Genomic DNA, 26,439 nt, shown 5'->3' with positions numbered 1-26,439 from the left:
CCTGGCTGCGCCGTGCGCCGCTCAGGCGTTATCCGGCGCCGGGTAACGGACGTCGAGCACGTCGATCGGTTGCGGGCCGGCCGGCGTCATCAGCATCACGGTATCGCCGATCTTCGCCTTGATCAGCGCGCGCGCGATCGGCGAAATCCAGCTGACGCAGCCGTGATCGAGATCGACCTCGTCGATCCCGACGATCGTGATCGTGTGATCCTCGCCGTCCAGCGTCTCGTAATCGACCGTTGCGCCGAAAAACACCTGGTCGACGTTCTCCTGCCGGCTTGCATCGACGACTTCGGCCAGATCGAGCCGCTTCGTCAGGAAGCGGATGCGGCGATCGATCTCGCGAAGCCGCCGCTTGCCGTAGATATAGTCGCCGTTCTCCGACCGGTCGCCGTTCGACGCAGCCCACGACACGAGCCGCACGACCTCGGGACGCTCGACGTCGATCAGGTTCAGCAGTTCGTCCCGCAGCCGCTTGTGGCCAGCCGGCGTGATGTAGTTCTTCGCACCCGCCGGGATTGCTGGCTGGGTCTGGTCGAGATCGTCGTCGTCGCCGTCCGACTCTTTGACAAACGCCTTGTTCATGATGCGGATTCAACATGGATGACTGATGCTCCAAGGGTACACGAAGGGCGCCCCGGCAAGGCCGCGCTGAACAATTCGCGAATAAGGCTTCCCTTTTTATACAACCCTGCTATAATTTCGCTTCTGCGTGCGGCTGTAGCTCAGTTGGATAGAGTACTTGGCTACGAACCAAGGGGTCGTGGGTTCGAATCCTGCCAGCCGCGCCACTTTTTCGAGGGCCTTCCGAACCGAAGGCCCTTTCAGTTCGAAGCAGTAGAAGTTTTGTTTTGCGTGCGGCTGTAGCTCAGTTGGATAGAGTACTTGGCTACGAACCAAGGGGTCGTGGGTTCGAATCCTGCCAGCCGCGCCACTTTTTTGGGGACCTTCCCATCGCAGAAGGTTCCGACAGTCAAGCAGTACCGTTTTGCGTGCGGCTGTAGCTCAGTTGGATAGAGTACTTGGCTACGAACCAAGGGGTCGTGGGTTCGAATCCTGCCAGCCGCGCCACCTTAAAAGGGCTTTCCTCCGGGAAAGCCCTTTTTCTTTTCCGCCTGCCCTTCCCTTGCTCACGGTCCGGCAACGTACGGTTGCGTGGCGCCCCTTTTCGGAAGAACGTCGACCACACCACACGTTCGCTCTCCGGCAGCGCAAATGAAAACGGCGACCACTGGCCGCCGTCGATCGATCGCCCACACGGGCCCCAAGCGTCAATAATCCTGCCGCTCGCGCTCGATGCGCATGCCGCCGTCATGGCGCGCATGCGCACCGTCGTCGGTCGAACGCTCGCGCATGATCCGCATCACGTCCGGATTGGTTCGCACGCGTCGCATCACGTTCGCGAGATGCACACGGTCGCTGACCTGGATCACGAAGCGCAGCACCGTCGATTCGTGCGTCAGATCCTCATCCATCGCGATATGCACGATATTCGCATCGGCCGACGTGATGTCCGCCGCCACGCGCGCAAAGATACCCTTCGTGTTCTTCACGAGCGCCTTCACCGCGACATCGAACAGGCGGCCCGGCTGCGGCGCCCATTCGACATCGATCCAGCGGCCCGGATCGCGGCGATGGATACGCTGCGCCACGCGGCAATCGGTCGTATGAATCGCCATCCCCAGGCCAATGCCGATATAACCCATGATCGCGTCGCCCGGAATCGGCCGGCAGCATGCCGACAGTTGCACGGACATCCCTTCGGTGCCGGTAATCACGACCGGCGGCGCATGGTGCGCCGGATGCCGCTCGGACTTCGGCAGGTCGTCGTCCGCATCGCGGCCGCTCATCAGCACCTCGATGCGCTTGGCCATCACCGCGGCCACGCGGCGGCCGAGGCCGATGTCCGCGAAGATTTCCTGGCGGCTCTTGTTGCCCGTCCACTGCACGAGCTTCTCCCACACTTCCGGCTCGACATCGGCCAGCGCGAGACCGTAGCCCTTCAGGCTCTGGTCGACCAGCCGCTCGCCAAGCTGCACCGATTCGTTCAGGCGCATCGTCTTCAGGTAGTGACGGATCGCCGAGCGCGCCTTGCCGGTACGCACGAAGCCAAGCCATGCGGGGTTCGGCTTCGAATACGGCGCCGTGATCACCTCGACGATGTCGCCGCTCTTCAGCTCGGTGCGCAACGGCAGCAGTTCGTTGTTGATCTTCACGGCAACGCATTGGTTGCCGAGATCGCTGTGGATCGAATACGCGAAATCGAGTGCCGTCGCGCCGCGCGGCAACGCCATGATCTTCGACTTCGGCGTGAACACGTAGACCGCGTCGGGGAACAGGTCGATCTTCACGTGCTCGAGGAATTCGCTCGAATCGCCGGCTTCGCTCTGGATGTCGAGCAGCGACTTCAGCCACTGGTGCGCGCGCTTCTGCACGTCGCTGAGATCCGCGCTGCCGTTCTTGTACAGCCAGTGCGCGGCGACCCCCGCCTCGGCGATCTCGTGCATCTTGCGCGTGCGCACCTGGAACTCGATCGGCGCGCCGAACGGGCCGACGAGCGTCGTGTGCAGCGACTGATAGCCGTTGATCTTCGGGATCGCGATGTAGTCCTTGAACTTGCCGGGCACGGGCTTGTACAGCGCGTGCAGCGCGCCGATGCACGTGTAGCAGTCGAGCGGGCTGTCGACGACGACGCGAAAGCCGTACACGTCGAGCACCTGCGAGAACGACAGCTGCTTGTCGCGCATCTTGCGGTAGACGCTGTAGATGGTCTTTTCACGGCCGGTGATCTCGGCGTCGATCTTCGCATCGGCCATCGCACGCTGCGCGGCCTCGAGGATCTTGCTGATCACTTCGCGGCGGTTGCCGCGCGCGGCCTTCACGGCCTTCTCGAGCGTCGCGTAGCGATGCGGGTTGAAGTTCGCGAAGCTCATGTCCTGCAGCTCGCGATACGTGTTGTTCAACCCGAGGCGGTGCGCGATCGGCGCGTAGATGTCGAGCGTTTCCCGCGCGACGCGGCGGCGCTTTTCCATCGGCACCGCGCCGAGCGTGCGCATGTTGTGCAGCCGGTCGGCGAGCTTGACGAGAATGACGCGCACGTCGCGCGCCATCGCGAGCAGCATCTTGCGGAAGTTTTCCGCCTGCGCTTCCTCGCGGCTGCGGAACTCCATCTTGTCGAGCTTCGACAGGCCGTCGACCAGCTCTGCGACCTTCGGACCGAACCGTTCGGCCAGCTCGTTCTTGGTCACGCCCTGGTCTTCCATCACGTCGTGCAGGAGCGCCGCCATGACGGCCTGCGCGTCGAGCTTCCAGCCGGCGCAGATTTCCGCGACGGCGACGGGATGGGTGATATAGGGTTCGCCGCTCTGGCGATATTGACCGAGGTGGGCTTCGTCACTGAAGTGGAACGCCGCCTTGACCTCTTTGATTTCCTCCGGAGGAAGATACTCGGCAAGCGCGGCGGTCAGTTTCGCGATCGAAACGACGCCGTGCTTGCGAGGCTGCTCCGGTGTGGCGGTCGGCCCGAACAGATGCCGGAAGGACTGTTCGAGGACCGCGTCGATGTACTGGCGCGCAGGCGATTGGGCCGTGGCTTCGGTGGTCGAATCCGCGGAGGCGGACGATGGGGTGGTGCTCATATTCGCCTCCAGGTCGAGTCGTTGCGCGCGTGGATTACATGGCTGGAACGGGCCGGATGCGCGTTACACCGGCACCTTCTTCAGCATCTCGACGCCGACCTGGCCGGCAGCGATTTCGCGCAGCGCGACGACGGTCGGCTTGTCGCGGCTTTCGATCTTCGGCGTATGGCCTTGCGCGAGCTGCCGCGCGCGATAGGTGGCGGCGAGCGCCAGTTCGAAGCGGTTCGGGATTTGCTTCAGGCAGTCTTCGACGGTAATGCGAGCCATGTTGGTAATTCCTTCTGAATATAGTGCTTATTCTACCTTATGTCCCTCGTCCCCCGCGTCATTCCGCGTGGGGCAGATGGATGCCGAGCTCGATGAACAGCTCCGTGTGTCGCGCGTACTGCGAAGCAAAGCGCAGGCGCGTGGCCGCGACGATGCATTCGAGTTCCGCGAGCGCACGCTCGAAATTCTCGTTGATCACCACGTATTCCGCTTCGGACGCGTGTGCGATCTCGCTGCCGGCGGCAAGCAGGCGGCGCGTGATCACGTTCGGTTCGTCCTGGCCGCGCTTCTTCAGGCGCTCCTCGAGCGCGTCGAGCGACGGCGGCAGGATGAAGATGCCGACCGCGTTGCGGAACTGCTTCTTCACCTGCAGCGCGCCCTGCCAGTCGATCTCGAGCAGCACGTCGTGGCCGTTCTTCATCTGCTCTTCGATCCAGACGCGCGACGTGCCGTAGTAGTTGCCGTGCACTTCCGCGCTCTCGAGGAATTCGTGCGCCGCGTGACGCGCGCGGAAATCCTCGACCGTCGTGAAGTGATAGTGCTGGCCGTCCTGCTCGCCGGGGCGCGGCTTGCGCGTCGTGTACGAGATCGACAGGCAGATGTCGCTGTCCTTCGACAGCAGCGCATTCACGAGCGTCGACTTGCCGGCACCCGACGGCGCGACGACCATGAACAGGTTGCCGGGATAGACGCCGCCGTGCAGCGAATGCGACGCGTGCGCGTCGCGAGTAGATTCCGTCATGTTGCTTTACTCCAGGTTTTGCACTTGCTCGCGCATCTGCTCGATCAACAGCTTGAGCGCCATCGACGCGTCGGCGAGTTCCTTCGCCGCCGCCTTCGAGCCGAGCGTGTTCGCTTCGCGATTCAGTTCCTGCATCATGAAGTCGAGACGCTTGCCGACGCGGCCGCCCTTCTCGATCACATGGCGCGTTTCGTTCAGGTGCGCGGTGAGCCGCGACAGCTCTTCCGCGATGTCGATCCGGATCCCGTACATCGTCACTTCCTGACGAATGCGCTCCGCGGCTTCCTCGCGCGTGACGATCGTCGAGCTGCCTTCGGGCGCCGCGATGCCGAGCGCCTCCTGCAGCCGTTCGACGATCTTCTGCTGGTGCTTCGCGATCAGCTCCGGCACGAGCGGCGTGATGCGCGCGACGATCGCCTCCATCTCGGTGACGTTCGTCAGCAGCATCGTCGCCAGCTGTGCGCCTTCGCGCGAGCGCACGACGACGAGCTCGCCGATCGCTTCCTTGCCGCACGCGAGCACCGCGTCGCGGATCGCTTCCGCCGACACGCCGCTCTCGGCGATCACGCCAGGCCAGCGCAGGATCTCGCCCGCGCGCAGGCGGCCGACGCCCGGAAACGTATCGAGCACCGAGCGCTCGAGCTCGGCGAGCTGGCCGAGCGCGGACTGGTTCAGCGCGCCTGCGCCGATGCTCTGCTCACCGCGCTGCAGGTTGATGCGGATGTCGACCTTGCCGCGAGACAGCTTGTTCATCAGCATTTCGCGCAGCGCGGGTTCGCACGCGCGCACGTCGTCCGGCATCCGGAAATTCAGGTCGAGGAAGCGCGAGTTCACGGTGCGCAGTTCGACCGACACGCTGGTGCCGCCGTTGCCGGTGGCCGTCGCGAGTTCGCGCGTCGCGCTCGCGTAGCCCGTCATGCTGTAGATCATGGTTCGTCTCGCCGTCTGGGTGCCCTCGCGGGCGGGATATGTCGAGGCGCCCGGCGCATCGGAAAGCGCGGGGCGGGAAGCGCGCATTATCCCATTTTTGCGGACCACCCCGCCGGGCACGCCCGCCGTTCGGCGCTAAAATCGGGGTTTCCTCTCGTTCCGCGATTCCCACATGACGTCCTCCGTTTCCCGCCCGAGCGGCCGCCGCGCCGACGCACTGCGCAAGGTCGCCCTTACGCGCCACTACACGAAACATGCCGAAGGCTCGGTGCTGGTCGAATTCGGCGACACCAAGGTGCTCTGCACCGCGAGCGTCTCCGAACGCGTCCCCGACTTCCTGCGCGACCGCGGGCAAGGCTGGCTGACCGCCGAATACGGGATGCTGCCGCGCGCGACGCACACGCGCAGCGACCGCGAAGCCGCCCGCGGCAAGCAGACCGGCCGCACGCAGGAAATTCAGCGCCTGATCGGCCGCGCGCTGCGCGCGGTGTTCGATCTCGAGGCGCTCGGCCCGCGCACGATCCACATCGACTGCGACGTGATCCAGGCCGACGGCGGCACGCGCACGGCGAGCATCACCGGCGCGTTCGTCGCCGCACACGACGCCGTGTCGACGCTGATCGCGGCCGGCAAGCTCACGCGCTCGCCGATCACCGACCACGTCGCCGCGATCTCGGTCGGCGTGTACGAAGGCGCACCCGTGCTCGACCTCGATTACGCGGAAGATTCGCAGTGCGATACCGACATGAACGTCGTGATGACGGGCGCCGGCGGTTTCGTCGAAGTTCAGGGCACGGCCGAAGGCGTGCCGTTCTCGCGCGCCGAGATGAACGCGCTGCTCGACCTCGCGCAAGGCGGGATCGCCGAGCTCGTGCAGCTCCAGAAAGACGTGCTGGGCGCCTGAGATGCCGGACGACCACACCATCGCCCCGCTGTCGCGTATCGTTCTCGCGTCGAACAACGCCGGCAAGCTGCGCGAATTCACCGCGCTGTTCTCGACGGTCGGCATCGAGATCGTCCCGCAGGGCGACCTTGCCGTGCCGGAAGCGGAAGAGCCGTTCGGCACCTTCATCGAAAACGCGCTGACGAAGGCGCGCCACGCGTCGCGGCTCACCGGGCTGCCGGCGATCGCCGACGATTCAGGGCTGTGCGTGCGCGTGCTGCGCGGCGCACCGGGCGTCTATTCGGCGCGCTACGCGCAGCGCGCGGGCCGCGACAAGGGCGACGCAGCGAACAACGCGTATCTCGTCGAGCAGCTGCGCGGCGTCGACGACCGGCGCGCATACTATTGCTGCGTGCTCGCGCTCGTACGCCATGCGGACGACCCCGAACCGCTGTTCGCCGAAGGGCGCTGGGCGGGCGAGATCGTCGATACGCCGCGCGGCGAGCACGGATTCGGCTACGACCCGTATTTCTACCTGCCGTCGCTCGGCGCGACGGCCGCCGAACTCGAGCCGGCCGTGAAGAACACGCACAGCCATCGCGCGCTGGCGCTGAAGGCGCTGCTGGCGCGGCTCGCGGAGGAAGCATGAGCGCGCTCGATACCCGTTCGCCAACGGAGGTTGCATGAGCCAGGCCGCGGAAACCGGCGCGCGCGTCGTCGCGACCTTCACGTCGCCCGGCCAGGTGCGGCTCACGTCGCTGCCGCCGCTCGCGCTGTATGTGCATTTCCCGTGGTGCGTGCGCAAGTGCCCGTACTGCGATTTCAATTCGCACGAGTGGAAGGGCGAACGGTTTCCGGAAACCGAATATCTCGACGCGCTGCGCGCCGATCTCGAGCAGGCGCTGCCGCTCGTGTGGGGCCGGCAGGTGCATACGGTATTCATCGGCGGCGGCACGCCGAGCCTGCTGTCGGCGGCCGGCCTCGACCGGATGCTGTCCGACGTGCGGGCGCTGCTGCCGCTCGACGCCGATGCCGAGATCACGCTCGAGGCGAATCCGGGCACGTTCGAGGCCGCGAAGTTCGCGCAGTTCCGCGCGAGCGGCGTGAATCGCCTGTCGGTCGGCATCCAGAGCTTCAACGAAACGCACCTGAAGGCGCTCGGCCGGATTCACGACACCACGCAGGCACGCGCGGCCGTCGAGATCGCCGCGAAGAACTTCGACAACTTCAACCTCGACCTGATGTTCGCGCTGCCGAACCAGACGCTCGACGAATGTCGTACCGACATCGAGACCGCGCTGTCGTACGCGCCGCCGCATCTGTCGCTGTATCACCTGACGCTCGAGCCGAATACGCTGTTCGCGAAGTTCCCGCCGGTCGTGCCCGACGACGACGCGTCGGCCGACATGCAGGAATGGATTCACGCGCGCACGGCCGAGGCCGGTTACGGACGCTACGAAGTTTCCGCGTATGCCAGGCCGAATCATCAGTGCAGGCACAACCTGAACTACTGGCGCTTCGGCGACTATCTCGGGATCGGTGCGGGCGCCCACACGAAGCTGTCGTTCCCGAACCGGATCCTGCGGCAGGCACGCTACAAGCACCCGGCAACCTTCATCGAGCAAGCGATGGCCGGCACGGCCGTACAGGAAGAACGTGAAGTCGGCGCGCGCGACCTGCCGTTCGAGTTCATGCTGAACACGCTCCGGCTCGTCGAGGGCTTCCCCGTGCACAGCTTCGCCGAACGCACGGGCCTGCCGATGAGCACGATCGAACCGGCGCTGCAGGAAGCGGAGCGACGCGGCCTGATCGCACGCGATTTCGCGCAGATCGCACCGACACCGCTCGGCCAGCGTTTCCTCAACGACCTGCAGGAATTGTTCCTGCGCGACGATTGAAGGAATGAACCTCGCGGCATTTCGGTTACAATGCCGCCTCGTGTGGAAGCGTGGCCGAGCGGTTTAAGGCACCGGTCTTGAAAACCGGCGACGGGAAACTGTCCGTGAGTTCGAATCTCACCGCTTCCGCCAGGAAATTCGCCAAACCCCGTCCATTCACCGAATGACGGGGTTTTTTGTTGGCCCGCGCGCATCCTTCCCTAACGTTCCGACGCGTCGCGCCGGATGCCGTTACAATCCGGCGCTCCGATTCGCGAAACGGGAAAACCACGTCATGAAGCCCTTCATCGTCTCGTCGCTCGCCGCGCTGCTGGTTGCCGTCAGCACGCAGGCGACAGCGGACACCGCCTCCGGCAGCGATACGCAAGCGTCGTGCGCGATCGCATACGTGACCGGCGTCGGCGGCTCGCCGCGCGGCCTGAGCGAATACCTTGCAAGTCCGTCGCCCTACAACTACCTGAAGGACAACGACCTCCAGTGCAAGGTGGGAGATGACGGACGCACGTCGAACTGCACCGGTGTGACCTACCTCCGGAACGAACAGGTCAGCGTGTACGACGATTCCGATCCGGCGACGCTGACCGTCGTGGCGCGCGTGGAGCTCGACCACGGCCAGAAATACCCGGTGATCATCGTCGTGCAGCGCAAGGACGCACGCTGCAAGCAATGATGCAGCGCCGCGCTGGAAGCCTCCCGGCCGGCCGCTCGATCACCTAGAATTCGATCAACACGGCGACACGACCGCCGCCGCGTACTCGATGCCGCGCGCGCCACCCCTGCGCGCGGTACACGGAGATCGCCATGACCGAACTGTCGACACCGGCGGAACACGTCGATTACGAAGGCTTCGAGGTCCATGTCGTGCCGGCCGTCGTGCCCGGCAGCGACACGCGCTACACCTACACCGGCTACGTGTGCCATCCGGGCGCGAATCCCGCATTGCCCGGTCACGCGGTGCCGTTCCACGCGGACGGCGAGGAAAGCTTCACGAGCCTCGATGAAGCCGTCCACGAAGCCGTGCACATCGGCAAGAGCATCATCGACGGCACGCATCCCGACCTGTCGATCCTGTCGCTCGTCACGCACGGCTTCTGAACCGGACGGCACGCATCGCTGAAGCGTGCACGGGCGGCCGGACGATCGTCACACGCCTGCGCGCCACTCGCGTTCCCCGTCTTTCTTTCAACCTTGCAACACGCACGCAGGGCCGCACACGTACGGCAGCCTCGCGAGCGCGCTGTCACATGTCGCGTCACATCGCGATGCGCGAGCGCACGCCTTCTCGTCATCAGCGATCGCATCATCCGGCATCGCGCATTATGCGTTTCTCCCGATATCGGCTCGCGTCCGTGCGCCTATCATTTTTTTATAGTCACTTCTGGCCAGCCTCCCATGCGCCCCCTTCCCCGTCCGCGCGTCGACCGGCTGCGTGCCGTTGCGCTGGCCGTCGTCGCCATGCTCGCGGCGTGCACGATCACGCCGCCTCCATCGCTGCGCTCGGTCCTGACGATTCCGTCGATCACCCGCAGCGGCAGCCTCGACCAGTACCGCGTCGAGGTCGCGCAGCGTGTCGCCGAACGCAATCCCGCCGGCGTGCTGCACGGCACACCGCAAGCCATGCTCCGCTCGCTCGTCGTCGTGGCCTTCACCGTCGATGGCAGCGGCCGGCTCGTCAACGCGTCCGTCTATCGCAGCAATGGCGACAGCGAAGCGGAAGCACTCGCGCTCGCGTCGCTGCGCCGCTCGGCGCCGCTGCCGCCACCACCGTCGCGACTGCTCGACGGCAACGGCCGGCTCGAATTGATGGAAGGCTGGCTCTTCAACGACGACGGCCACTTCCAGTTGCAAAGCACCGCGTCGGCGCAGGCGCAATCGATCGACTGACCGGTCGCCGCACCGCGATTGCCGGTGCGCGGCGGCGCTGGCTATAATTTTCCGCAATCGCGCGACCACCACGCCGCGCGCGCGTTCGCGCGCCCCACCCGGCATGCGAGCCGACCACGCCGGCACCGGGCGGCGGCGACGCACCCGTCTCCATCGTCGACCGGCGGGTGACGTCCGCGCCACGGCGCGCGTCCACGCCGCCACCGCATCATCCGCTCGGCTGCCCCCGGCAGGCGTCCGCCTGCCCGACCGCACGCCCAGCCGACCGCCCCAACGACAAAACGGAGACATCCATGTCCGCATCCCCCCCGGCCGTTGCACATGCAACCGGTTCGGCCGGCGCCGTCAGCCACCGGCGCATCGTGTTCGCGAGCTTCATCGGCACCGCGATCGAGTTCTACGATTTCTACGTGTACGCAACGGCCGCCGCGCTCGTCATCGGCCCCGTGTTCTTCCCGCACGGCTCCGCGACCGCACAGGCGCTGTCCGCGTTCGTGACGTTCGGCATCGCGTTCATCGCACGCCCGATCGGGTCGTTCCTGTTCGGGCACTTCGGCGACCGCATCGGCCGCAAATCGACGCTCGTCGCGTCGCTGCTCGTGATGGGCGTGTCCACCACCGCGATCGGCTTCGTGCCCGGCTACGACGCGATCGGCACGCTCGCGCCGGTGCTGCTGTGCGTGTTGCGCTTCGGCCAGGGGATCGGCCTCGGCGGCGAATGGGGCGGCGCAGCGCTGCTCGCGACCGAGCACGCGCCGCAGGGCAAGCGCGGCTGGTTCGGGATGTTCCCGCAGCTCGGACCGTCGGTCGGCTTCCTGATGTCGAACGGCCTGTTCTTCGCGCTCGCGCTGTCGCTGTCGGACGAGCAGTTCCGCAGTTGGGGCTGGCGCATCCCGTTCCTGGTCAGTGCGGTGCTCGTCGCGCTCGGCCTGTACGTGCGGCTCAAGATCACCGAAACGCCCGCGTTCCAGGCCGCACTCGATCGCAACGAGCGCGTGCGCGTGCCGGTCGCGACACTGATCACGCAACACTGGCAGCCGACGCTGCTCGGTGCGCTTGCAATGGTCGTCTGCTACACGCTGTTCTACATCTCGACGGTGTTCTCGCTGTCGTATGGCGTATCGGCGCTGCATATTCCGCGCCAGAGTTTCCTCGGCCTGCTGTGTTTCGCGGTCGTGTTCATGGGACTCGCGACGCCGCTGTCCGCGTGGGCATCCGACCGCTTCGGCCGCAAACCGGTACTCGTCGTGGGTGCGATCGCCGCGCTGCTGTCAGGTTTTGCGATGGAGCCGCTGCTCGGCAGCGGCTCCATGCCGCTCGTCGCGCTGTTCCTGACGATCGAGCTGTTCCTGATGGGCGTGACGTTCGCGCCGATGGGCGCGCTGCTGCCGGAACTGTTCCCGACCAACGTCCGCTATACGGGCGCGGGCGTCGCGTACAACCTCGGCGGGATCCTGGGCGCGTCGATCGCGCCGTATATCGCGCAACTGCTGGCAGCGCGCGGCGGGCTGTCGTGGGTCGGCGGTTATGTATCGGTTGCGGCGGCAATCAGCCTGATCGGTGTGCTGCTGATGCGCGAAACGCGCGACACATCGCTCGTCTGAGACTCCGGGGCGCCCCGGGTTGTGCGGTGGCCCGCGCTGCCTATACTCGATCCCGGGTGCGCCGCTGCGCGCCCCCGGGATCCCGCCCCGAAGGAGCCGCCGCCATGAACATCCGCCTCGGCAATGCCGATCTCGTCCTGATCCTCGCGCTCGCGCTGGGTGGCGCGCTGCTGCTCGCGCTGCGCTTTCGGCCGAAGACGTGGCGCGGCCTCGTGTTCGAGGCGCTGCTGGCGAACCTGGCGGCGATTGCCGCCGTGATCACCATTGAAGCGATGCTGGCGTAAGCCCGTCAGCAACCGTCAGGCGACGGCCTGCACCGGCAACACATTGCAGACCGGGGTCACGGCATCGATTGCATTGAGTGCGTCGGCCATGCTCGGCGGCACGCCGGCTTCGCCGATCGACAACGAATGCGGCACGCCATCGATACCGAAATGGACCCGCGACGTGGCCACGAACATCATCACGGTCGGGCGCCCCAGCGCATGCGCCAGGTGCACCAGCCCCGTGTCGACACCAACGACCAGCGCAGCCCGGCTGATCGTCGCAGCGAGTTCGCCCAGCGACATCGCCGGCAGCACGACCGCACCAGGCACGCGCGCAGCGATGTCCTGCGCGTCGAGATGCTCGGAGGGAGAACCCCACGGCAACAGCACGCGCAAGCCGCGCGCCGCCATTCGGGTCGCGAGCTCGGCCCAGTGATCGACCGGCCATTTCTTGTCGGGATTCGACGTTGCATGGAACAACAACATGAATGGCGCGCCTTCGGTAACAATCGGCGGCAACGGTACGTCTGGCACAACGATCCCGTACGACGGCATGCCTTCGGGCGCGTAGTCGAGCGCCTCGCCCGCGCTGATACGCATGCCGTGCCACGCATTGCAGACCGGCTTCGGGCCGAAGCGGTGCGAATACGCGAAGCGTGCGCCCGTTTCGCCGAGATCCGGTGTGCGGTAACCGACCCGGCGTCGGGCACGTGCCAGCGCCGCAATGATCGCGCTCTTGTAGACGCCGTGCAGGTCGATCACCGCATCATAGCGATGCCGGCGCAACGCGCCGATCGATGCCGATATCGCCCTCAGGTCGCCGGCATTTCTCATTTTCTTGAAGCGGCGTAGCGGCGCGCACAACACGGCGCTGACGCCCGGATGCCAGCGCACGATCTCGGCACACGACTCGTCTACCGCCCAGTCGACCTTGACGCCCGGAAAGGCGCGGTGGAGATCCGCAACAACAGGCAGCGTCTGGATGACATCGCCGAGCGATGTCACTTTCACGATCAGAATGCGTTTCACGTTTGCGGGGACGTACATAGAGCGGTGCATTTCGGCATGCTAATAAGACTGGGTGCACTTTAGAATTACGGCTGAATTACATTTGTAACAAAACGTTGGAGTCAGTCGAGAATTGTAGAGCGTATTGTCGCCCGGGTTCTCTGTTGTAATCGTGTCGTTGCCTTCCAGCCCCTGCCAATGCCACGCCACGCCCTTCCCGCCCTGTTTCCCGCCCTCACCCGTCGTTCGATGAGGATCTGGCGCCAGTACGGCGTTTTCTGGCTCGGCGCGATCGTCGTCGGCCTCACGGCCGTACTCTACGCGCGACTGATCGACTGGGGCTACGAAACCTTCCGCACGATGCGCGATCACGCCGCGTGGCTGCCGCTGCTGCTGACGCCGGCCATCGCCGCGGTGTCGGTATGGATCACGCGCCGCTTCTTCCGCGGCGCCGAGGGCAGCGGCATCCCGCAGGTCATCGCGACGCTGCATGCGCGCCCGAGTGCGTTCGGCTCCCGGCTGCTGACGCTGCGCATCCTGTTCGGCAAGGTGCTGGTCTCGTTCCTCGGCATCCTGGGCGGCTTCACGATCGGCCGCGAAGGGCCGACCGTGCAGGTCGGCGCGGCGCTGATGTTCAACCTGCGACGCTTCTACCCGCGCTCGAACGCGCAGATCGAACGCCAACTGGTGCTCGCCGGCGCGGCGGCCGGGCTGTCGGCCGCGTTCAATACGCCGCTCGCCGGGATCGTCTTCGCGATCGAGGAGCTGACGCGCAGCTTCTCCGCCCGCGCCAGCGGCGTGCTGATCACCGCGATCATCCTCGCCGGCGTCGTCGCGCTCGGCCTGAACGGCAACTACACGTATTTCGGCACGATCGATGCCGGCCCCCATTTCCCGAAACTGCTCGCGCTCGCCGTGCTGGTCACCGCGATCGTGACGGGAATCGCAGGCGGCCTGTTCTGCTGGCTGCTGCTCAACACGGGACGCTGGCTGCCCGCGCAACTGCTCGGCCTGTACCGCGAGCGGCCGATCACGTTCGCCGCGCTGTGCGGCTTCGCGATCGCCGTCGTCGGCCTCGTGTCGGGCGGCACGACCTTCGGCAGCGGCTATGCCGAGGCGCGCGGCCTGCTCGACGGCAGCCAGCATCTGTCGGTGTTCTACCCGTTCCTGAAAATGATATCGATGGTCGCGTCGTACCTGCCGGGCATCCCGGGCGGGATCTTCGCGCCGTCGCTGTCGATCGGCGCCGGGTTCGGCAACCTGCTGCACGTCGTGTTCAGCAACATGAGCCTGCCGATGCTGATCGCGCTCGCGATGGTCGGCTACATGGCGGCCGTCACGCAGTCGCCGATCACGTCGTTCGTGATCGTGATGGAGATGATCAACGGTCACGCGCTCGTGATTTCGCTGATGGCCACCGCGTTGGTGTCGAGCCGCGTCTCGCGCTTCTTCGCGCCGCCGCTCTACGAAACACTCGCCCTGCGCTATCTCGCGCCGCCCGTCGCGGCCGCGGAACCGGCCGCTGCAACCGCGGCGAGCGCGGCGGCGGCAACCGGCGTCACCGAGCCGCAGGATGCGGCCGCAGCGCCCGCCGATCCGCTCGACACGCTGCGCGACGAAAGCAGCGAAGCGCCGGCCGCCGCCGCGCCGGTCGAAGGCGCAGCGCATGCACCGGCACGGCACGACGACGAGCCGGCCGCAGCCGGGACGAACGGCCCGGCACAGCCCGGCCCGCGCGACGCTCAGTAGATCACGACGGGTGCCGGCCGGTAGTACACGGGCCGCGCCGGCACGACGATGCACCCGGCCAGCGTGATCGCGACAAGCGCGACGGCGATTGCGGTTCTTTTCATCGCCCGCCTCCATCAGGCCCAATGGCCACGGGTCCAGAACCAGTTCGGACCGCGCTGGTCCCAATGGCCCGGCACCCATTGCATGCCCACGCGCTCGGCTTCCCAGTGGCCGCCGATCCACACGTAGCGGCCATGATCCCAGTGCCAGTGCCCGCGATCCCACACGTAGCCGACGCGCGAGGCCGGCACGACCTCGTAGCGCACCGGCGGCGGCGCATTCGGCGCGACGACGACGATTTCCCCGGTGCGCACGGCGACCGGCTCGGCGACGACCACGCGGCCCTGCGGCGCGATCATGGGCGCGCCGACGAGAATCTCGTCTGCGTGCGCGGCAAACGGCGCGACGATGGCTGACAGGCTCGCAGCAATCAATGCGAGCGAAACGATACGACGTTGAGCAGTAGAGACAGCCATCACAACCTCCTGGTTGAACAAGTTACGCGAGCGTATTCGTTCAATGCGGGAGGAGCGGTAACGGCCGACAGACACCGTGTTACGGCATGCCCGAAAGTGCAACAGGGCGTAAGACGCGCACGGCGGCGCGTGCCGCCGTGCGGTGGGATACCTGCAATGGTCAGGCTTGCGGGATCTCGATCTTCACTTCGAGGACTTCGAGATCGTCCTGGCGCTCGAGGCTCACGCGGATGTCATCGTTCGAAATTTGAACGTACTTCGAGATGACCGCGACCAGCTCCTTCTGCAGCGCCGGCAGGTAATCGGCCGGCGGCCGGCCGCCGACGCGCTCGTGCGCGATGATGAGCTGCAGGCGCTCCTTCGCGACCGATGCGGACTTCTTCTTCTCGCCGAGGAGAAACGAAAGGATGGACATGGGCGGCCTCCGTTACTTGCTGCCGAAGAGGCGCTGCAGCAGGCCCGGCTTCTGGTAATCGGTGAAGCGCAGCGGCTTGTCTTCGCCGAGGAAACGCGCGACGACGTCCTTGTACGCTTCCGCCACGTCGGTGCCGTCGATATGCACGGCCGGCAGACCCTGGTTCGATGCATGCAGCACGGCTTCCGACTCGGGCACCACGCCGATCAGCTTGATGCGCAGGATCTCGCTGATGTCCTCGAGCGACAGCATCTCGCCTTCGCTGACGCGCTTCGGGCTGTAGCGCGTGATCAGCAGGTGTTCCTTGATCGGATCCTTGCCTTCGGTCGCGCGCTTCGTCTTCGACGACAGGATGCCGAGAATGCGATCCGAGTCACGCACCGACGACACTTCCGGGTTCGTGACGATCAGCGCTTCATCCGCGAAGTACATCGCGTGCAGCGCACCTGCCTCGATACCGGCCGGCGAATCGCAGACGATGTATTCGAAATCCATCGCGGCGAGGTCGTTCAGCACCTTCTCGACGCCTTCGCGCGTCAGCGCATCCTTGTCGCGCGTCTGCGATGCCGGCAGGATGAACAGGTTCTCGCACTTCTTGTCCTTGATCAGCGCCTGGTTCAGGTTCGCTTCGCCCTGGATCACGTTCACGAGGTCGTACACCACGCGGCGCTCGCAGCCCATGATGAGATCGAGGTTGCGCAGGCCGACGTCGAAGTCGATGACAGCCGTCTTGTGGCCGCGCAGCGCGAGACCGGACGCAAAGCTCGCGCTCGTCGTCGTCTTGCCCACGCCGCCCTTGCCCGAGGTCACCACGATGATTTTTGCCATTTACCCAATACCCTGTGTTCGTCAATGAGAGCCGATCGATCCGGAGCGCGCCGCGTGTATTACGTCAGCCGCAGCGGTTCGATCATCAGTTTTTCCTCTTCGAGCCGGATCTGCACCGATTTGCCCAGTACTTCGGCGGGCAACGGGTTCTCGGTTGTTCGATAGATACCCGCGATCGAAATCAGTTCCGGCTCGAGACACGTGCAGAAAATGCGCGCGTCGTGATTGCCGTGCACGCCCGCGAGTGCGCGGCCGCGCAGCGGCGCGTAGATGTGGATATTGCCTTCCGCGATGATCTCCGCGCCGTGACTGACCGGCGCGAGCACCACGAGGTCTCCTTTCGCGTAAATCTGCTGCCCCGAGCGCAACGGCCGGTCGATCACGAGCGTCTGGCCACCTGAGTGCAACAGCGTCGGTGCGGGCTCCTGCGCCGGTTCGGCTGCCGGAGCGGCGGCAGCTTCGACGACGGGCGCCGGCACCGGTTCCGCTTCGTCGGCGTGCTTCGCGGCCGGCGCGCGGCGATCGCGCGCCTCGAGCAACGGCAGGCCGGCTTCCCCCGCCCAGCCCTGCGTTGCCAGCGCGACGACGCCCACCGGGCGCATCCGCACGTCGTTCAGCATCTGGCGGATGTCCGCCAGCGCGACGCGTTCGCCGTCTGCCAGGCGGCGGACGTCGATCACGACGACATCGTCGGCGAAAAACTCGGGAGTCGCTTCGAAGCGCTTGACCAGTTCGGTACGCAACGCATCGAGATCGGTCGTCTTCACGGTGAACAGCAACGTATCGACCGATCCGCTGCGCAGCTCGAAGAATGGCGATTTTTTAAGCGACATGGACACTCTGCAAAAATTTTTTGCGTATTTTACAGGCGTCCACGCGCGCGGCCATTATTTTTGGGAAACCGGGTGGCGGCGGCCCGGGCGGGCGCGCTACCGGCAGGCGGGCAGACAAGCGGGCGGCCGGATCTTCATCGCGCCACGCAATCCGCGCGCTGACATCACGTTAGTGCTTCATCTGCGACACGTACAGCGATTTCATCGCGCCGGGCATCCGCGCGATCGGCGCGTGTTCGCCGGTGTTGCCGAAACCCGCGCGCTCGTAGAAGCGGATCGCGTTGCGGTTCGCATCGGCAATCCAGGCGTAGACGTCCTGGGCGCCGCGCTCGGCGAGCCACGCAGTGGCCGTCTCCAGCAGCAGCACGCCGCCGCGCAGATGACGCACCGCGTGCGCCACCCACAGCTCGCTGACGAACGCGCGCCGATCGGGCGTATTGTCGAAATACGCGCCGATCATGCCGGCCGGATGGCCTTCGGTATACAGCAGGAAAGTCGTCGACTCGTCGGACACGGCGCGCTGCGCGGCAATCGCCGACGCTGCGTCCGTTTCGACGTTCAGCAATTCGGCTTCCGGCGCTTCGCCGGGCGCGTAGGGCTCACGCAGCGATGCGGCGCGGAGTTCGCGATACACGCCGCCCTGGTCGGCAACGATACGACGAACGGTCAAGGTCGAACTCATGCAGGCACAGCCCCCTTCGGACAGCAAGCTACTAGCTTCAACCGAAAGCGGGGCATGAGTCAAATCGTTATTTTCAAATGGCGGCGCGAATCGAAAGGCAGCATGCACCGCCCGCGGCCATGCGCCCAGTTGATGTGCAGGTGCAGCATCGCCATGTCGGTGCCTGCCGCCGAATGACGGTCGCGGCGGCTTCATTCGACGCGTGGTGCCTGCCGCCTTGCGACATGAGGCAGTTCCCTCCTGAATTCAGCGCGGAAGTCGTCACGATCCGTAAGATTGGCACCCCGAAAACATGTGTCACGGGAGCCTGCCGCCTTCCTTATATTGCGTCGCACCATTTGTTGCGAACCGGCGGCATCGGCACCCGCCCCCGTCACGGCGCGCCATCCGTCTGACGAACCGGCCGCCCGTGCGGGTCGATCCGGCGATTCCGGCATGTTTCAATCAGCTTGCACGGGGCCTTCCCTGCCCGCGCCGCACGCGCCCCTCCGTTTGGAGCCATGCGCCTAGCGCCGGAATTTGGCAAGCGTGCACATGGGTCGTATAACAGGCAGAAGCGGGTGACGATCCGGCACTACCGCGCGTGCGTCGCGGATCGACGAGAATTCAAACAACCGTACAGGCAGCCGCCCTCGGGCCGGCCGACAGGAGGGAGACAATGGCAATCACCGACGGATCGGCTTCGGGCTGGTCGGATGGCAAGCGTTACCTGTGGCTGCTCGGCGCGCTGACGATCACGCTGCCGATCCTCGCCGCCCAGCTCGCGCTGTCGACGGGCCTGCACGTGTTCTGGTGGTTCGGCCCGCTGTTCGCGTTCGGCGTGATACCAGTCCTCGACACGCTGATCGGCGACGATCGCGACAATCCGCCCGAGGACGTCGTGCCGCACCTCGAACAGGAGCGCTACTACCGGTTGATCGTCTATCTCGCGACCCTCGTCGAATACGTCGCGTTCTTCGTGTGCGTGTGGATCGTCGGCACGCACGCGCTCGCATGGTACGACTACGTCGGCTTCGCGCTGTCGCTCGGCGCCGCGACGGGCATCTCGATCAATACCGCGCACGAACTCGGGCACAAGACCAACCGCTTCGAGCGCTGGCTCGCGAAGATCACGCTCGCGCCGGTCGCATACGGCCACTTCTACGTCGAGCACAACCGAGGGCACCACGTGCGCGTCGCGACGGCCGAGGATCCGGCGAGCGCGCGCTACGGCGAATCGTTCTGGGCATTCCTGCCGCGCACCGTGACCGGCAGCATCCGCTCGGCGTGGCGGCTGGAGAAGGCCCGCCTCGAACGGCTCGGGCATTCGCCGTGGACCTGGCGCAACGAGGTGCTGCACGCGTGGGCGATGACCGTCGTCGTGTGGGGCATCGCGATCGCGATGGCTGGCAAGGTCGTGATTCCGTTCCTCATGATCCAGGCCGTCTACGGCGCGTCGCTGCTCGAAGTCGTGAACTACGTCGAACATTACGGGCTCGGCCGCCGCAAGCTGCCGAGCGGCCGCTACGAACGCTGCACGCCTCAGCATTCGTGGAACAGCAATCACGTCGTCACCAACCTGTTCCTGTACCAGTTGCAGCGGCACGCCGACCATCACGCGAATCCGACGCGCTCGTATCAGGCGCTGCGCCACTTCGACGATGCGCCGCAACTGCCGGCCGGCTACGCGACGATGATCCTGTTCGCCTATGTGCCGCCGCTCTGGTATCGCGTGATGAATCCGCGCGTCGTCGCGCACTACGGCGGCAACATGGCGCAATCGAACATCAAGCCGTCGATCCGCGCCCGGGTGCTCGCGCAATATCCGGCCGCGGCGTGATCGCGGGGGACGGACCGGTGGAGACTGGCGCCGACGCACCGCTGAAAGCCGGCGGCGCGGCGCACCCCGGTTCCGTCGAAGTCCGGCGCGGCGGCGCAGCCGTCACGCCATTTCCGGCAGCCTGAACACCGCCACCGCATGCCGCAGCGCGCTCGCCTGCTCGGCCAGCGCCTGCGTCGCGGCGGAGGCCTGCTCGACGAGTGCCGCGTTGCGCTGCGTTGCTTCGTCCATCTGCGTCACCGCGATGTTCACCTGCTGGATGCCGCCACTCTGCTCCTGCGATGCGGACGAGATCTCACCGACGATCGTCGTGACGCGCTGCACGGCACCGACGATCTCGTGAATCGATTCGCCCGCCCGGCCGATCAGCACGGCACCCTCGTCGATCCGCTTCGTCGACTGCTCGATGAGCCCCTTGATCTCCTTGGCGGCGGCGGCGCTGCGCTGCGCGAGCGTACGCACTTCCGCCGCGACGACCGCGAAGCCACGCCCCTGTTCGCCCGCGCGCGCCGCCTCGACCGCCGCGTTCAGCGCGAGGATGTTGGTCTGGAACGCGATGCCGTCGATCACCGCGATGATCTCGCCGACCTTGGCCGAGCTGTCGGCGATGCCGTTCATCGTGCCGACGGCATCCGTCATCACGCCGCCGCCCGCCGCCGCGATGTTCGACGCGTCGTGCGCCAACTGCGCCGCGTGCTGCGCGTGCTCGGCCGACTGGCGGACGATGCCCGTCAGTTCGGTCATGCTGGCCGCCGTCTCCTCGAGCGACGCAGCCTGCGCCTCGGTACGCGCCGACAGGTCATGATTGCCCGATGCGATCTGTGCGCTCGCCGTCGCGACGGCTTCGGCGTGCGTACGCACTTCGAGCACGACGCCCGACAGGCTCGCCTGCATCGTCTGCAACGCGCGCAGCAGATCGGCGATCTCATCGCGGCCGGCCGCTTCGACGTCACGGGTCAGGTCGCCTTCGGCGACGGCCTGCGCGCACGCCACCGCACGGTCGAGCGGACGCAGGATCGCGCGGCTGAACAGGAATGCGCCGACCATCGCGACGCCGAGCACGACCAGCATCAGCAAGAGGCTCGCGATGGTTGCGTGCTGCGCGTCGCGGCTCGCCTGCTCCGACACGGCGGCACTCTCGTCGGCGATCGACTTCGCGGCCCGCTCCAGCAGCGCCGCCGGTTCGCGGTCCACGCCCGCCACCGCGGCATCGCCGGCCGACGGCTCGAAGCCTGCGGCCTTGAACGCGTCGAACCCGCGCCGATAACCTTCACCCATCGCCGTGTGTGCGCGCATGAACTGCTCGACGAGCGAGCGGCTCTCGCCGGGCGGCAACTGGTGAACGAGTTGCGCGGCGAGCGTAGCGACCGTCCGCTCGCGCGTCTGGAACGCCTGCCAATACTGGTCGAGCTTGTCCGGCTGCTTGCCGCGCAACAACGTGTCCTTCCACTCCTGCACTTGCAGCTTGAACTGCACGAGCGTGGCCGACACGAGCCGTTCGTCGCCGACGTTCGTCTGCACGTCTTCGGCGAACGTATCGATCGACCGATTGAGAATATGGATACCGTACAGCGCGCCACAGAACATCAGCAGCAGCGCGACGGCGAATGCGAGGGGAATCTTGTAGCTCAGCTTCATGGGACCTTGAATCGACGGGGAGCGATGCGGCTCGGCACGAGCGCCGGCCGCCGCACCGTGTTAACGGCGCCGGAAGCGCGCGCTTAAAGCTGAAGAAAACGGTAAAGACCGGACGCGTGCGAAAAGGCCGGCCGCGCATCAGGTCATCAGGTCGGATGCGTCGCGCGCGGCCCGGTGGTCGCGGCCCTGCGCGGGCCCGCCATCCAGCGGCGCACGACAACGATCGACAGCACGCCGAATGCGATCCCGGCGATCACGTCGGCCAGGTAATGGCCGCCCTGCGTCGGCGTCGACACGATCATCGCGGCATTCAGCACGATCGATGCGGGAAACACGTAACGGACGTGCCGGACCGCATACGCGAACAGCAGCGCCAGCATCACGTGGAACGACGGCAACGACACGAGCCCCTGCGATTCGGACAGGTTGAACCGCCGAAGCTGCCCGCTGCGCAGCAGGTCGTAGTGAGACACGGTCGACGCGGTGTTGGCATCCGCGATACCGAAATGGACGAATGCGCTTTGCGCGGGAAACGGCGTCGAGACGACGACAACGACGAGCAACGCAAATGCGAACAGCGCCATGAATTCGGCGAGGTCGTCATGTCGCCGTGCGGTCGAGAGAATGAACGGGACGGCGATCAGCTGCACGATGCTGCCGTGATACGCGAACGCAAGCACGCTCTGCCACTCGGCATGGGCCCTCACCCAGCGATACAGGTCGGGCCAGTGAAAGCCGAGCAACGCATCGAACCGGACGAGATCGGCTTCGATCGACGGCGGGGCGAGGGCCACGCACAAGTAGTCGAGTACCACGATCGCCTGGCTGAAGGCGGCGATCGTCACGATGCAAAGCAACGCGAGCGCCAACTCACGCCATCGCCAGGCAAGCGCGCGCTCGCGGTAGCGCGATGTGTGCGACAGCACGATCAATGCCGCCGCAACTGCGATGGCCACGCATCCTGCCAGCCCCGCGAAATACGCCGCGTTACCGAGCGCCAGCGCCAGCGCCATGCCGATGCCGTGCGCGCCGCAGATGTCCACGACGGCAATGACGGCAGTCAGCAGCACAATGCCCATCAGGACTTTCGACACTCGGTTCGTCATCGGATTGGGGTGGATGCCGTTCAGCGCAACTGCATCGAGGACGCGGCACGATCATGCACGCAGTGAGTCGCATCGTATCAGCACGATACGATGTGTCGACGGTCGAGCTGTTGCTCGCTGCAATGGCTTGCGACACGACACACGCACCGCAAGCCCCAAACGAAAAACCCCTTGATCCTTCCGGATCAAGGGGCTTCGTATTCTGGCGGAGAGGGTGGGATTCGAACCCACGGTACGGGGAAACCGTACGCCTGATTTCGAGTCAGGTACATTCGACCACTCTGCCACCTCTCCTTCCTTGCTGCTTTACTGCATTTCGCGTTTGGTCGTTTCCGCGAAAGAAAAGATTATAGAACGATCTCTTCGAAACGCACAAGCCCTTTTTGCAAAATTTCTTGCGAGGACTCCAAGCGCTTGCCGAAGCGCGCGCTTACGACGCCTGTGCCGGCGCGTCGATGCGCTCGATGCCGCCCATGTACGGACGCAGCACTTCCGGCACGGTGACCGAGCCGTCCGCGTTCTGGTAGTTCTCCAGCACCGCGACGAGCGTGCGGCCGACTGCGAGACCCGAGCCGTTCAGCGTATGCACGAGCTCCGGCTTGCCCTGCGCGTTGCGGAAACGCGCCTGCATCCGGCGCGCCTGGAACGCTTCGGTGTTCGAGCAGCTCGAGATCTCGCGATAGGTGTTCTGCGCGGGCAGCCACACCTCGAGGTCGAACGTCTTCGCGGCCGAGAAGCCCATGTCGCCCGTGCACAGCGTGATCACGCGGTACGGCAGGCCGAGCTTCTGCAGGATCGCTTCCGCATGACCGACCATCTCGTCGAGCGCCGCGTACGACACTTCCGGCGCGACGACCTGCACCATCTCGACCTTGTCGAACTGGTGCTGGCGGATCATCCCGCGCGTGTCGCGGCCGTACGAACCGGCTTCCGAGCGGAAGCACGGGGAATGCGCGGTCAGCTTGATCGGCAGCGCGGACGCGTCGACGATCGACTCGCGCACGGTGTTCGTCAGCGAAATTTCCGACGTGGAGATCAGGTATTGCGTGACCTTGTTCTCCTCGCCGCCCTTCTCGACGCGGAACATGTCGTCCGCGAACTTCGGCAACTGGCCCGTGCCGTACAGGATCTCGGGATTCACGATGTACGGCGTATACGTCTCGGTGTAGCCGTGCTGCTGCGTGTGCGTGTCGATCATGAACTGCGCGAGCGCGCGGTGCAGGCGCGCGATCGAGCCGCGCAGCATCGTGAAGCGCGCGCCGGCGAGCTTCGCGCCGGTCTCGAAATCGAGGCCGAGCGGCGTGCCGACGTCGACGTGATCCTTCACCTCGAAATCGAACTGGCGCGGCGTGCCCCAGCGGCGCACCTCGACGTTGTCGGCTTCGTCCTTGCCGACCGGCACGCTTTCATGCGCGATGTTCGGCATGCCCAGCATCAGGTCGGACAGGCGCGCCTGGATCTCGCCGAGCTTGGCTTCCGACGCCTTCATTTCGTCGCCGATCCCGCCGACCTCGGCCATCACGGCCGACGTGTCCTCGCCCTTCCCCTTCATCGCGCCGATCTGCTTCGACAGGCTGTTGCGGCGCGCCTGGAGCTCTTCGGTGCGGGTCTGGATCGCGCGGCGTTCCGCTTCGAGGGCGGAGAACGCGGCGATGTCGAGGGTGTAGCCGCGATCGGCGAGGCGCTGGGCGACGCCGTCGAGGTCTTTGCGCAGCAACTGGATGTCGAGCATGGGAGGACTTGGAGAATCGTTGTGTAAGACGGGAATTCTAACGCACCGCGGGGCCGCCACGGCACTGGCCGGACGGACAATGCTGCAAACGGGCGATGACCGTGGTGCGACGGCCATGGCAGTATCGCATTGCCGCTCCGCCCGCCAGCCCCCGCGAAATCGCGCGGCATCGACGCGCAGCGGATCGCGAAACACCCGTGCGCGCCCGCGGCAGCGCATCGAACGAGACACCCGCCACACGTCACCGCTACTCAAGGAACCCGATGGCCATCGAACTGGACAAGGACGTACGCGACCGCGCGATCGCGTCGCTGCAACGCTATTTCACAGAAAACATGGACGAGCCGATCGGCAATATCCAGGCCGGCGCGCTGCTGCACTTCTTCGTCGAGGAGATCGCACCCGCGATCTACAACCTCGCGATCGCCGATGCGCAGGAGCGCCTGCATGCGCGGGTCGCCGAGCTCGACATCGAATGCCACGAGGAGCCGTTCGACTACTGGAAGAAGCAGCCGGGCCGCAAGCGCTGACGCGTTCGCGACGGCGCCGGCCGGACCGCACCGCGCACCCGCCCGTCAGTCCTTCTTGCCGGCCTCGCGGTCGAGTTCGCGCAGCCACGCGAGCTTGTCGGCGATCTTCGATTCGAGCCCGCGCGGCACCGGCTTGTACCAGCGCGGTTCGCGCATCCCGTCCGGCAGGTACGTCTCGCCGGCCGCATACGCATTCGGCTCGTCGTGAGCGTAACGGTAAGCGTGACCGTAGCCGAGTTCCTTCATCAGCTTGGTCGGCGCGTTGCGCAGATGCACGGGCACCTCGCGAGACTTGTCCTGCTTCACGAACGCCATCGCCTGGTTGAATGCGTTGTAGCCCGCGTTGCTCTTCGCCGCGCATGCGAGATAGATCACCGCCTGCCCGAGCGCAAGCTCGCCTTCAGGCGAGCCGAGCCGCTCGTAGGTTTCGGCCGCGTCGTTCGCCATCTGCAGCGCGCGCGGATCGGCGAGGCCGATGTCTTCCCACGCCATCCGCACGATCCGCCGCGCGAGATATTTCGGATCCGCGCCGCCGTCGATCATCCGGCAGAACCAGTACAGCGCGCCGTCCGGGCTCGAACCTCGCACCGACTTGTGCAGCGCCGAGATCTGGTCGTAGAAGTTGTCGCCGCCCTTGTCGAAGCGCCGCGCGTTCAGCGTCATCGCGCTGCTGACGAACTCGGCGTCGATCGTCGCGGTGCCGGCCGAGGTGGCCGCCGTCTGCGCCTGCTCGAGCAGGTTCAGGAAACGCCGCGCGTCGCCGTCCGCATAGCCGACCAGCGTGTCGATCGCCTTGTCGTCGAACGAAAGGCCGTCGAGCGCGATTTCCTGCGCGCGCTTCAGCAACTGGCGCATCTCGTCGTCGTCCAGCGACTTCAGCACGTACACCTGCGCACGCGACAGCAAGGCCGAGTTGACCTCGAAGCTCGGATTCTCGGTCGTCGCGCCAATGAAGGTCACGAGCCCCGACTCGACGAACGGCAGCAACGCGTCCTGCTGCCCCTTGTTGAAACGGTGGATCTCGTCGACGAACAGGATCGTGTGGCGGCCGGTGCGGTTCAGCGTGTCCTTCGCCTGCTCCATCGACTCGCGGATGTCCTTCACGCCGCCGAGCACCGCGGACAGCGCGATGAACTCGCAGTCGAACGCGAGCGCGGTGAGCCGCGCGAGCGTCGTCTTGCCGACGCCGGGCGGCCCCCACAGGATCATCGAATGCGGCTTGCCCGATTCGAACGCGAGCCGCAACGGCTTGCCTTCGCCCAGCAAATGCGTCTGGCCGATCACCTCGGCGAGCGTCTTCGGCCGCAGCGCCTCGGCGAGCGGGCGGCGCGGCTCGACTTGAAACAGGTCGGACATGAACCCTCGCTCCACATCTAACAATGGCGGCCGAACCGGCCGCCGGACCCGACATTATGACAGCCGCGCGAAAGCACCGCCGCACCGGGTGCCCGTGCCCGCAAACCCCGGAA

At 65.9% G+C, this 26,439-nt stretch carries 26 protein-coding genes and 5 tRNA genes; 15 read left to right on the top strand and 16 right to left on the bottom strand.

Translation table 11 applies throughout. From position 1 onward, the window contains the following. Positions 1 to 21: 21 nt before the first annotated feature. A complete protein-coding gene (gene greB, locus HWX36_RS08080; protein ID WP_175951628.1) occupies positions 22 to 585 on the bottom strand; it encodes a transcription elongation factor GreB in 564 nt (187 codons plus the stop codon). Positions 586 to 714: 129 nt separating this feature from the next. Here greB and HWX36_RS08075 point away from each other — a divergent pair. The 3 genes from HWX36_RS08075 to HWX36_RS08065 all read left to right on the top strand — a co-directional run bounded on the left by HWX36_RS08075 (position 715) and on the right by HWX36_RS08065 (position 1,071). Next, positions 715 to 791, top strand: a tRNA-Arg gene (locus HWX36_RS08075). 66 nt (positions 792 to 857) lie between these two features. Then, positions 858 to 934, top strand: a tRNA-Arg gene (locus HWX36_RS08070). Between the two features lie 60 nt (positions 935 to 994). After that, positions 995 to 1,071: transfer RNA gene (locus HWX36_RS08065), tRNA-Arg, on the top strand. A gap of 200 nt (positions 1,072 to 1,271) precedes the next feature. Here HWX36_RS08065 and HWX36_RS08060 read toward each other — a convergent pair. The 4 genes from HWX36_RS08060 to HWX36_RS08045 form a co-directional block, all read right to left on the bottom strand. Continuing rightward, on the bottom strand, positions 1,272 to 3,638 hold the full coding sequence (locus HWX36_RS08060) for a bifunctional (p)ppGpp synthetase/guanosine-3',5'-bis(diphosphate) 3'-pyrophosphohydrolase (protein ID WP_175951627.1): 2,367 nt from the start codon (positions 3,636 to 3,638) through the stop codon (positions 1,272 to 1,274). Between the two features lie 63 nt (positions 3,639 to 3,701). Further along, positions 3,702 to 3,905 (bottom strand): DNA-directed RNA polymerase subunit omega, encoded by a 204-nt coding sequence (gene rpoZ, locus HWX36_RS08055; RefSeq protein WP_006025620.1) that lies wholly within the window; start codon positions 3,903 to 3,905, stop codon positions 3,702 to 3,704. Positions 3,906 to 3,963: 58 nt separating this feature from the next. After that, positions 3,964 to 4,647, bottom strand: coding sequence for a guanylate kinase (gmk, locus tag HWX36_RS08050; protein ID WP_089439459.1), 684 nt, complete (start codon positions 4,645 to 4,647; stop codon positions 3,964 to 3,966). Between the two features lie 6 nt (positions 4,648 to 4,653). Next, positions 4,654 to 5,577 carry a YicC/YloC family endoribonuclease gene (locus HWX36_RS08045; protein ID WP_175951626.1) on the bottom strand — a complete coding sequence of 308 codons (924 nt, stop codon included), beginning with the start codon at positions 5,575 to 5,577 and terminating at the stop codon, positions 4,654 to 4,656. Positions 5,578 to 5,749: 172 nt separating this feature from the next. Between HWX36_RS08045 and rph the strand changes: the two genes are divergently transcribed. The 9 genes from rph (at position 5,750) to HWX36_RS08000 (ending at position 12,130) form a co-directional block, all read left to right on the top strand. Next, positions 5,750 to 6,481, top strand: coding sequence for a ribonuclease PH (gene rph / locus HWX36_RS08040; protein WP_175951625.1), 732 nt, complete (start codon positions 5,750 to 5,752; stop codon positions 6,479 to 6,481). Between the two features lies 1 nt (position 6,482). Then, positions 6,483 to 7,109 (top strand): RdgB/HAM1 family non-canonical purine NTP pyrophosphatase, encoded by a 627-nt coding sequence (rdgB, locus tag HWX36_RS08035; protein ID WP_027788105.1) that lies wholly within the window; start codon positions 6,483 to 6,485, stop codon positions 7,107 to 7,109. 34 nt (positions 7,110 to 7,143) lie between these two features. Then, positions 7,144 to 8,358 carry a radical SAM family heme chaperone HemW gene (gene hemW, locus HWX36_RS08030; protein ID WP_175951624.1) on the top strand — a complete coding sequence of 405 codons (1,215 nt, stop codon included), beginning with the start codon at positions 7,144 to 7,146 and terminating at the stop codon, positions 8,356 to 8,358. 44 nt (positions 8,359 to 8,402) lie between these two features. Beyond that, positions 8,403 to 8,490 (top strand) — tRNA-Ser (locus HWX36_RS08025). Between the two features lie 142 nt (positions 8,491 to 8,632). Further along, positions 8,633 to 9,028 carry a hypothetical protein gene (locus tag HWX36_RS08020; RefSeq protein WP_175951623.1) on the top strand — a complete coding sequence of 132 codons (396 nt, stop codon included), beginning with the start codon at positions 8,633 to 8,635 and terminating at the stop codon, positions 9,026 to 9,028. Between the two features lie 131 nt (positions 9,029 to 9,159). Beyond that, entirely contained in the window at positions 9,160 to 9,453 is a 294-nt protein-coding gene (locus HWX36_RS08015; protein WP_175951622.1) for a hypothetical protein, read from the top strand. A gap of 297 nt (positions 9,454 to 9,750) precedes the next feature. Next, positions 9,751 to 10,242, top strand: coding sequence for an energy transducer TonB (locus tag HWX36_RS08010; RefSeq protein WP_175951621.1), 492 nt, complete (start codon positions 9,751 to 9,753; stop codon positions 10,240 to 10,242). Positions 10,243 to 10,535: 293 nt separating this feature from the next. Next, complete coding sequence (locus tag HWX36_RS08005) at positions 10,536 to 11,846, top strand: MFS transporter (RefSeq protein WP_175951620.1); 1,311 nt, start codon at positions 10,536 to 10,538, stop codon at positions 11,844 to 11,846. Between the two features lie 104 nt (positions 11,847 to 11,950). After that, positions 11,951 to 12,130, top strand: a complete 180-nt coding sequence (locus HWX36_RS08000; RefSeq protein ID WP_175014032.1) for a hypothetical protein — start codon at positions 11,951 to 11,953, stop codon at positions 12,128 to 12,130. 15 nt (positions 12,131 to 12,145) lie between these two features. Here HWX36_RS08000 and waaC read toward each other — a convergent pair whose 3' ends face one another. Further along, on the bottom strand, positions 12,146 to 13,141 hold the full coding sequence (gene waaC, locus HWX36_RS07995) for a lipopolysaccharide heptosyltransferase I (RefSeq protein WP_175951619.1): 996 nt from the start codon (positions 13,139 to 13,141) through the stop codon (positions 12,146 to 12,148). Between the two features lie 177 nt (positions 13,142 to 13,318). On the opposite strand from waaC, the gene HWX36_RS07990 reads away from it, so the two are divergent. Then, complete coding sequence (locus HWX36_RS07990) at positions 13,319 to 14,869, top strand: chloride channel protein (RefSeq protein WP_175951618.1); 1,551 nt, start codon at positions 13,319 to 13,321, stop codon at positions 14,867 to 14,869. 116 nt (positions 14,870 to 14,985) lie between these two features. Here the strand turns inward: HWX36_RS07990 and HWX36_RS07985 are convergent, their stop codons facing one another. The 5 genes from HWX36_RS07985 to HWX36_RS07965 all read right to left on the bottom strand — a co-directional run bounded on the left by HWX36_RS07985 (position 14,986) and on the right by HWX36_RS07965 (position 18,145). Then, on the bottom strand, positions 14,986 to 15,387 hold the full coding sequence (locus tag HWX36_RS07985; RefSeq protein WP_175951617.1) for a YXWGXW repeat-containing protein: 402 nt from the start codon (positions 15,385 to 15,387) through the stop codon (positions 14,986 to 14,988). 160 nt (positions 15,388 to 15,547) lie between these two features. Next, entirely contained in the window at positions 15,548 to 15,802 is a 255-nt protein-coding gene (gene minE / locus HWX36_RS07980; protein WP_006400798.1) for a cell division topological specificity factor MinE, read from the bottom strand. 12 nt (positions 15,803 to 15,814) lie between these two features. Next, positions 15,815 to 16,630: a septum site-determining protein MinD gene (gene minD / locus HWX36_RS07975; RefSeq protein WP_042978309.1), complete on the bottom strand. Its 816-nt coding sequence runs from the start codon at positions 16,628 to 16,630 to the stop codon at positions 15,815 to 15,817. Between the two features lie 59 nt (positions 16,631 to 16,689). Further along, positions 16,690 to 17,463 carry a septum site-determining protein MinC gene (gene minC, locus HWX36_RS07970; RefSeq protein WP_175951616.1) on the bottom strand — a complete coding sequence of 258 codons (774 nt, stop codon included), beginning with the start codon at positions 17,461 to 17,463 and terminating at the stop codon, positions 16,690 to 16,692. 169 nt (positions 17,464 to 17,632) lie between these two features. After that, positions 17,633 to 18,145 carry a GNAT family N-acetyltransferase gene (locus tag HWX36_RS07965; RefSeq protein WP_174968547.1) on the bottom strand — a complete coding sequence of 171 codons (513 nt, stop codon included), beginning with the start codon at positions 18,143 to 18,145 and terminating at the stop codon, positions 17,633 to 17,635. A 658-nt stretch (positions 18,146 to 18,803) separates the two neighbouring features. Here HWX36_RS07965 and HWX36_RS07960 point away from each other — a divergent pair. Next, the gene (locus HWX36_RS07960; RefSeq protein ID WP_175951615.1) at positions 18,804 to 19,964 is read left to right on the top strand and encodes an alkane 1-monooxygenase; all 1,161 of its coding nucleotides are present in this window, start codon (positions 18,804 to 18,806) and stop codon (positions 19,962 to 19,964) included. Positions 19,965 to 20,066: 102 nt separating this feature from the next. Here the strand turns inward: HWX36_RS07960 and HWX36_RS07955 are convergent, their stop codons facing one another. From HWX36_RS07955 to serS, 4 genes are all read right to left on the bottom strand, one after another. Then, positions 20,067 to 21,602 (bottom strand): methyl-accepting chemotaxis protein, encoded by a 1,536-nt coding sequence (locus HWX36_RS07955; RefSeq protein ID WP_175951614.1) that lies wholly within the window; start codon positions 21,600 to 21,602, stop codon positions 20,067 to 20,069. Between the two features lie 146 nt (positions 21,603 to 21,748). Then, entirely contained in the window at positions 21,749 to 22,681 is a 933-nt protein-coding gene (locus HWX36_RS07950; RefSeq protein WP_244136338.1) for a phosphatase PAP2 family protein, read from the bottom strand. Between the two features lie 230 nt (positions 22,682 to 22,911). Further along, positions 22,912 to 23,002: transfer RNA gene (locus HWX36_RS07945), tRNA-Ser, on the bottom strand. A gap of 136 nt (positions 23,003 to 23,138) precedes the next feature. Continuing rightward, entirely contained in the window at positions 23,139 to 24,440 is a 1,302-nt protein-coding gene (gene serS / locus HWX36_RS07940; protein ID WP_175951613.1) for a serine--tRNA ligase, read from the bottom strand. Between the two features lie 263 nt (positions 24,441 to 24,703). Here serS and HWX36_RS07935 point away from each other — a divergent pair, with 263 nt between their 5' ends. Further along, on the top strand, positions 24,704 to 24,970 hold the full coding sequence (locus HWX36_RS07935) for a DUF2164 domain-containing protein (protein ID WP_114176381.1): 267 nt from the start codon (positions 24,704 to 24,706) through the stop codon (positions 24,968 to 24,970). Between the two features lie 45 nt (positions 24,971 to 25,015). On the opposite strand, the gene HWX36_RS07930 is transcribed toward HWX36_RS07935, so the two are convergent. Next, on the bottom strand, positions 25,016 to 26,326 hold the full coding sequence (locus tag HWX36_RS07930; protein WP_089445121.1) for a replication-associated recombination protein A: 1,311 nt from the start codon (positions 26,324 to 26,326) through the stop codon (positions 25,016 to 25,018). Between the last annotated feature and the right edge of the window lie 113 nt (positions 26,327 to 26,439).

The sequence above is a fragment of the Burkholderia sp. BCC0405 genome (genome assembly GCF_902833075.1).
Taxonomy (GTDB): domain Bacteria; phylum Pseudomonadota; class Gammaproteobacteria; order Burkholderiales; family Burkholderiaceae; genus Burkholderia.
This window is presented reverse-complemented; position numbering and strand designations above follow the sequence as displayed.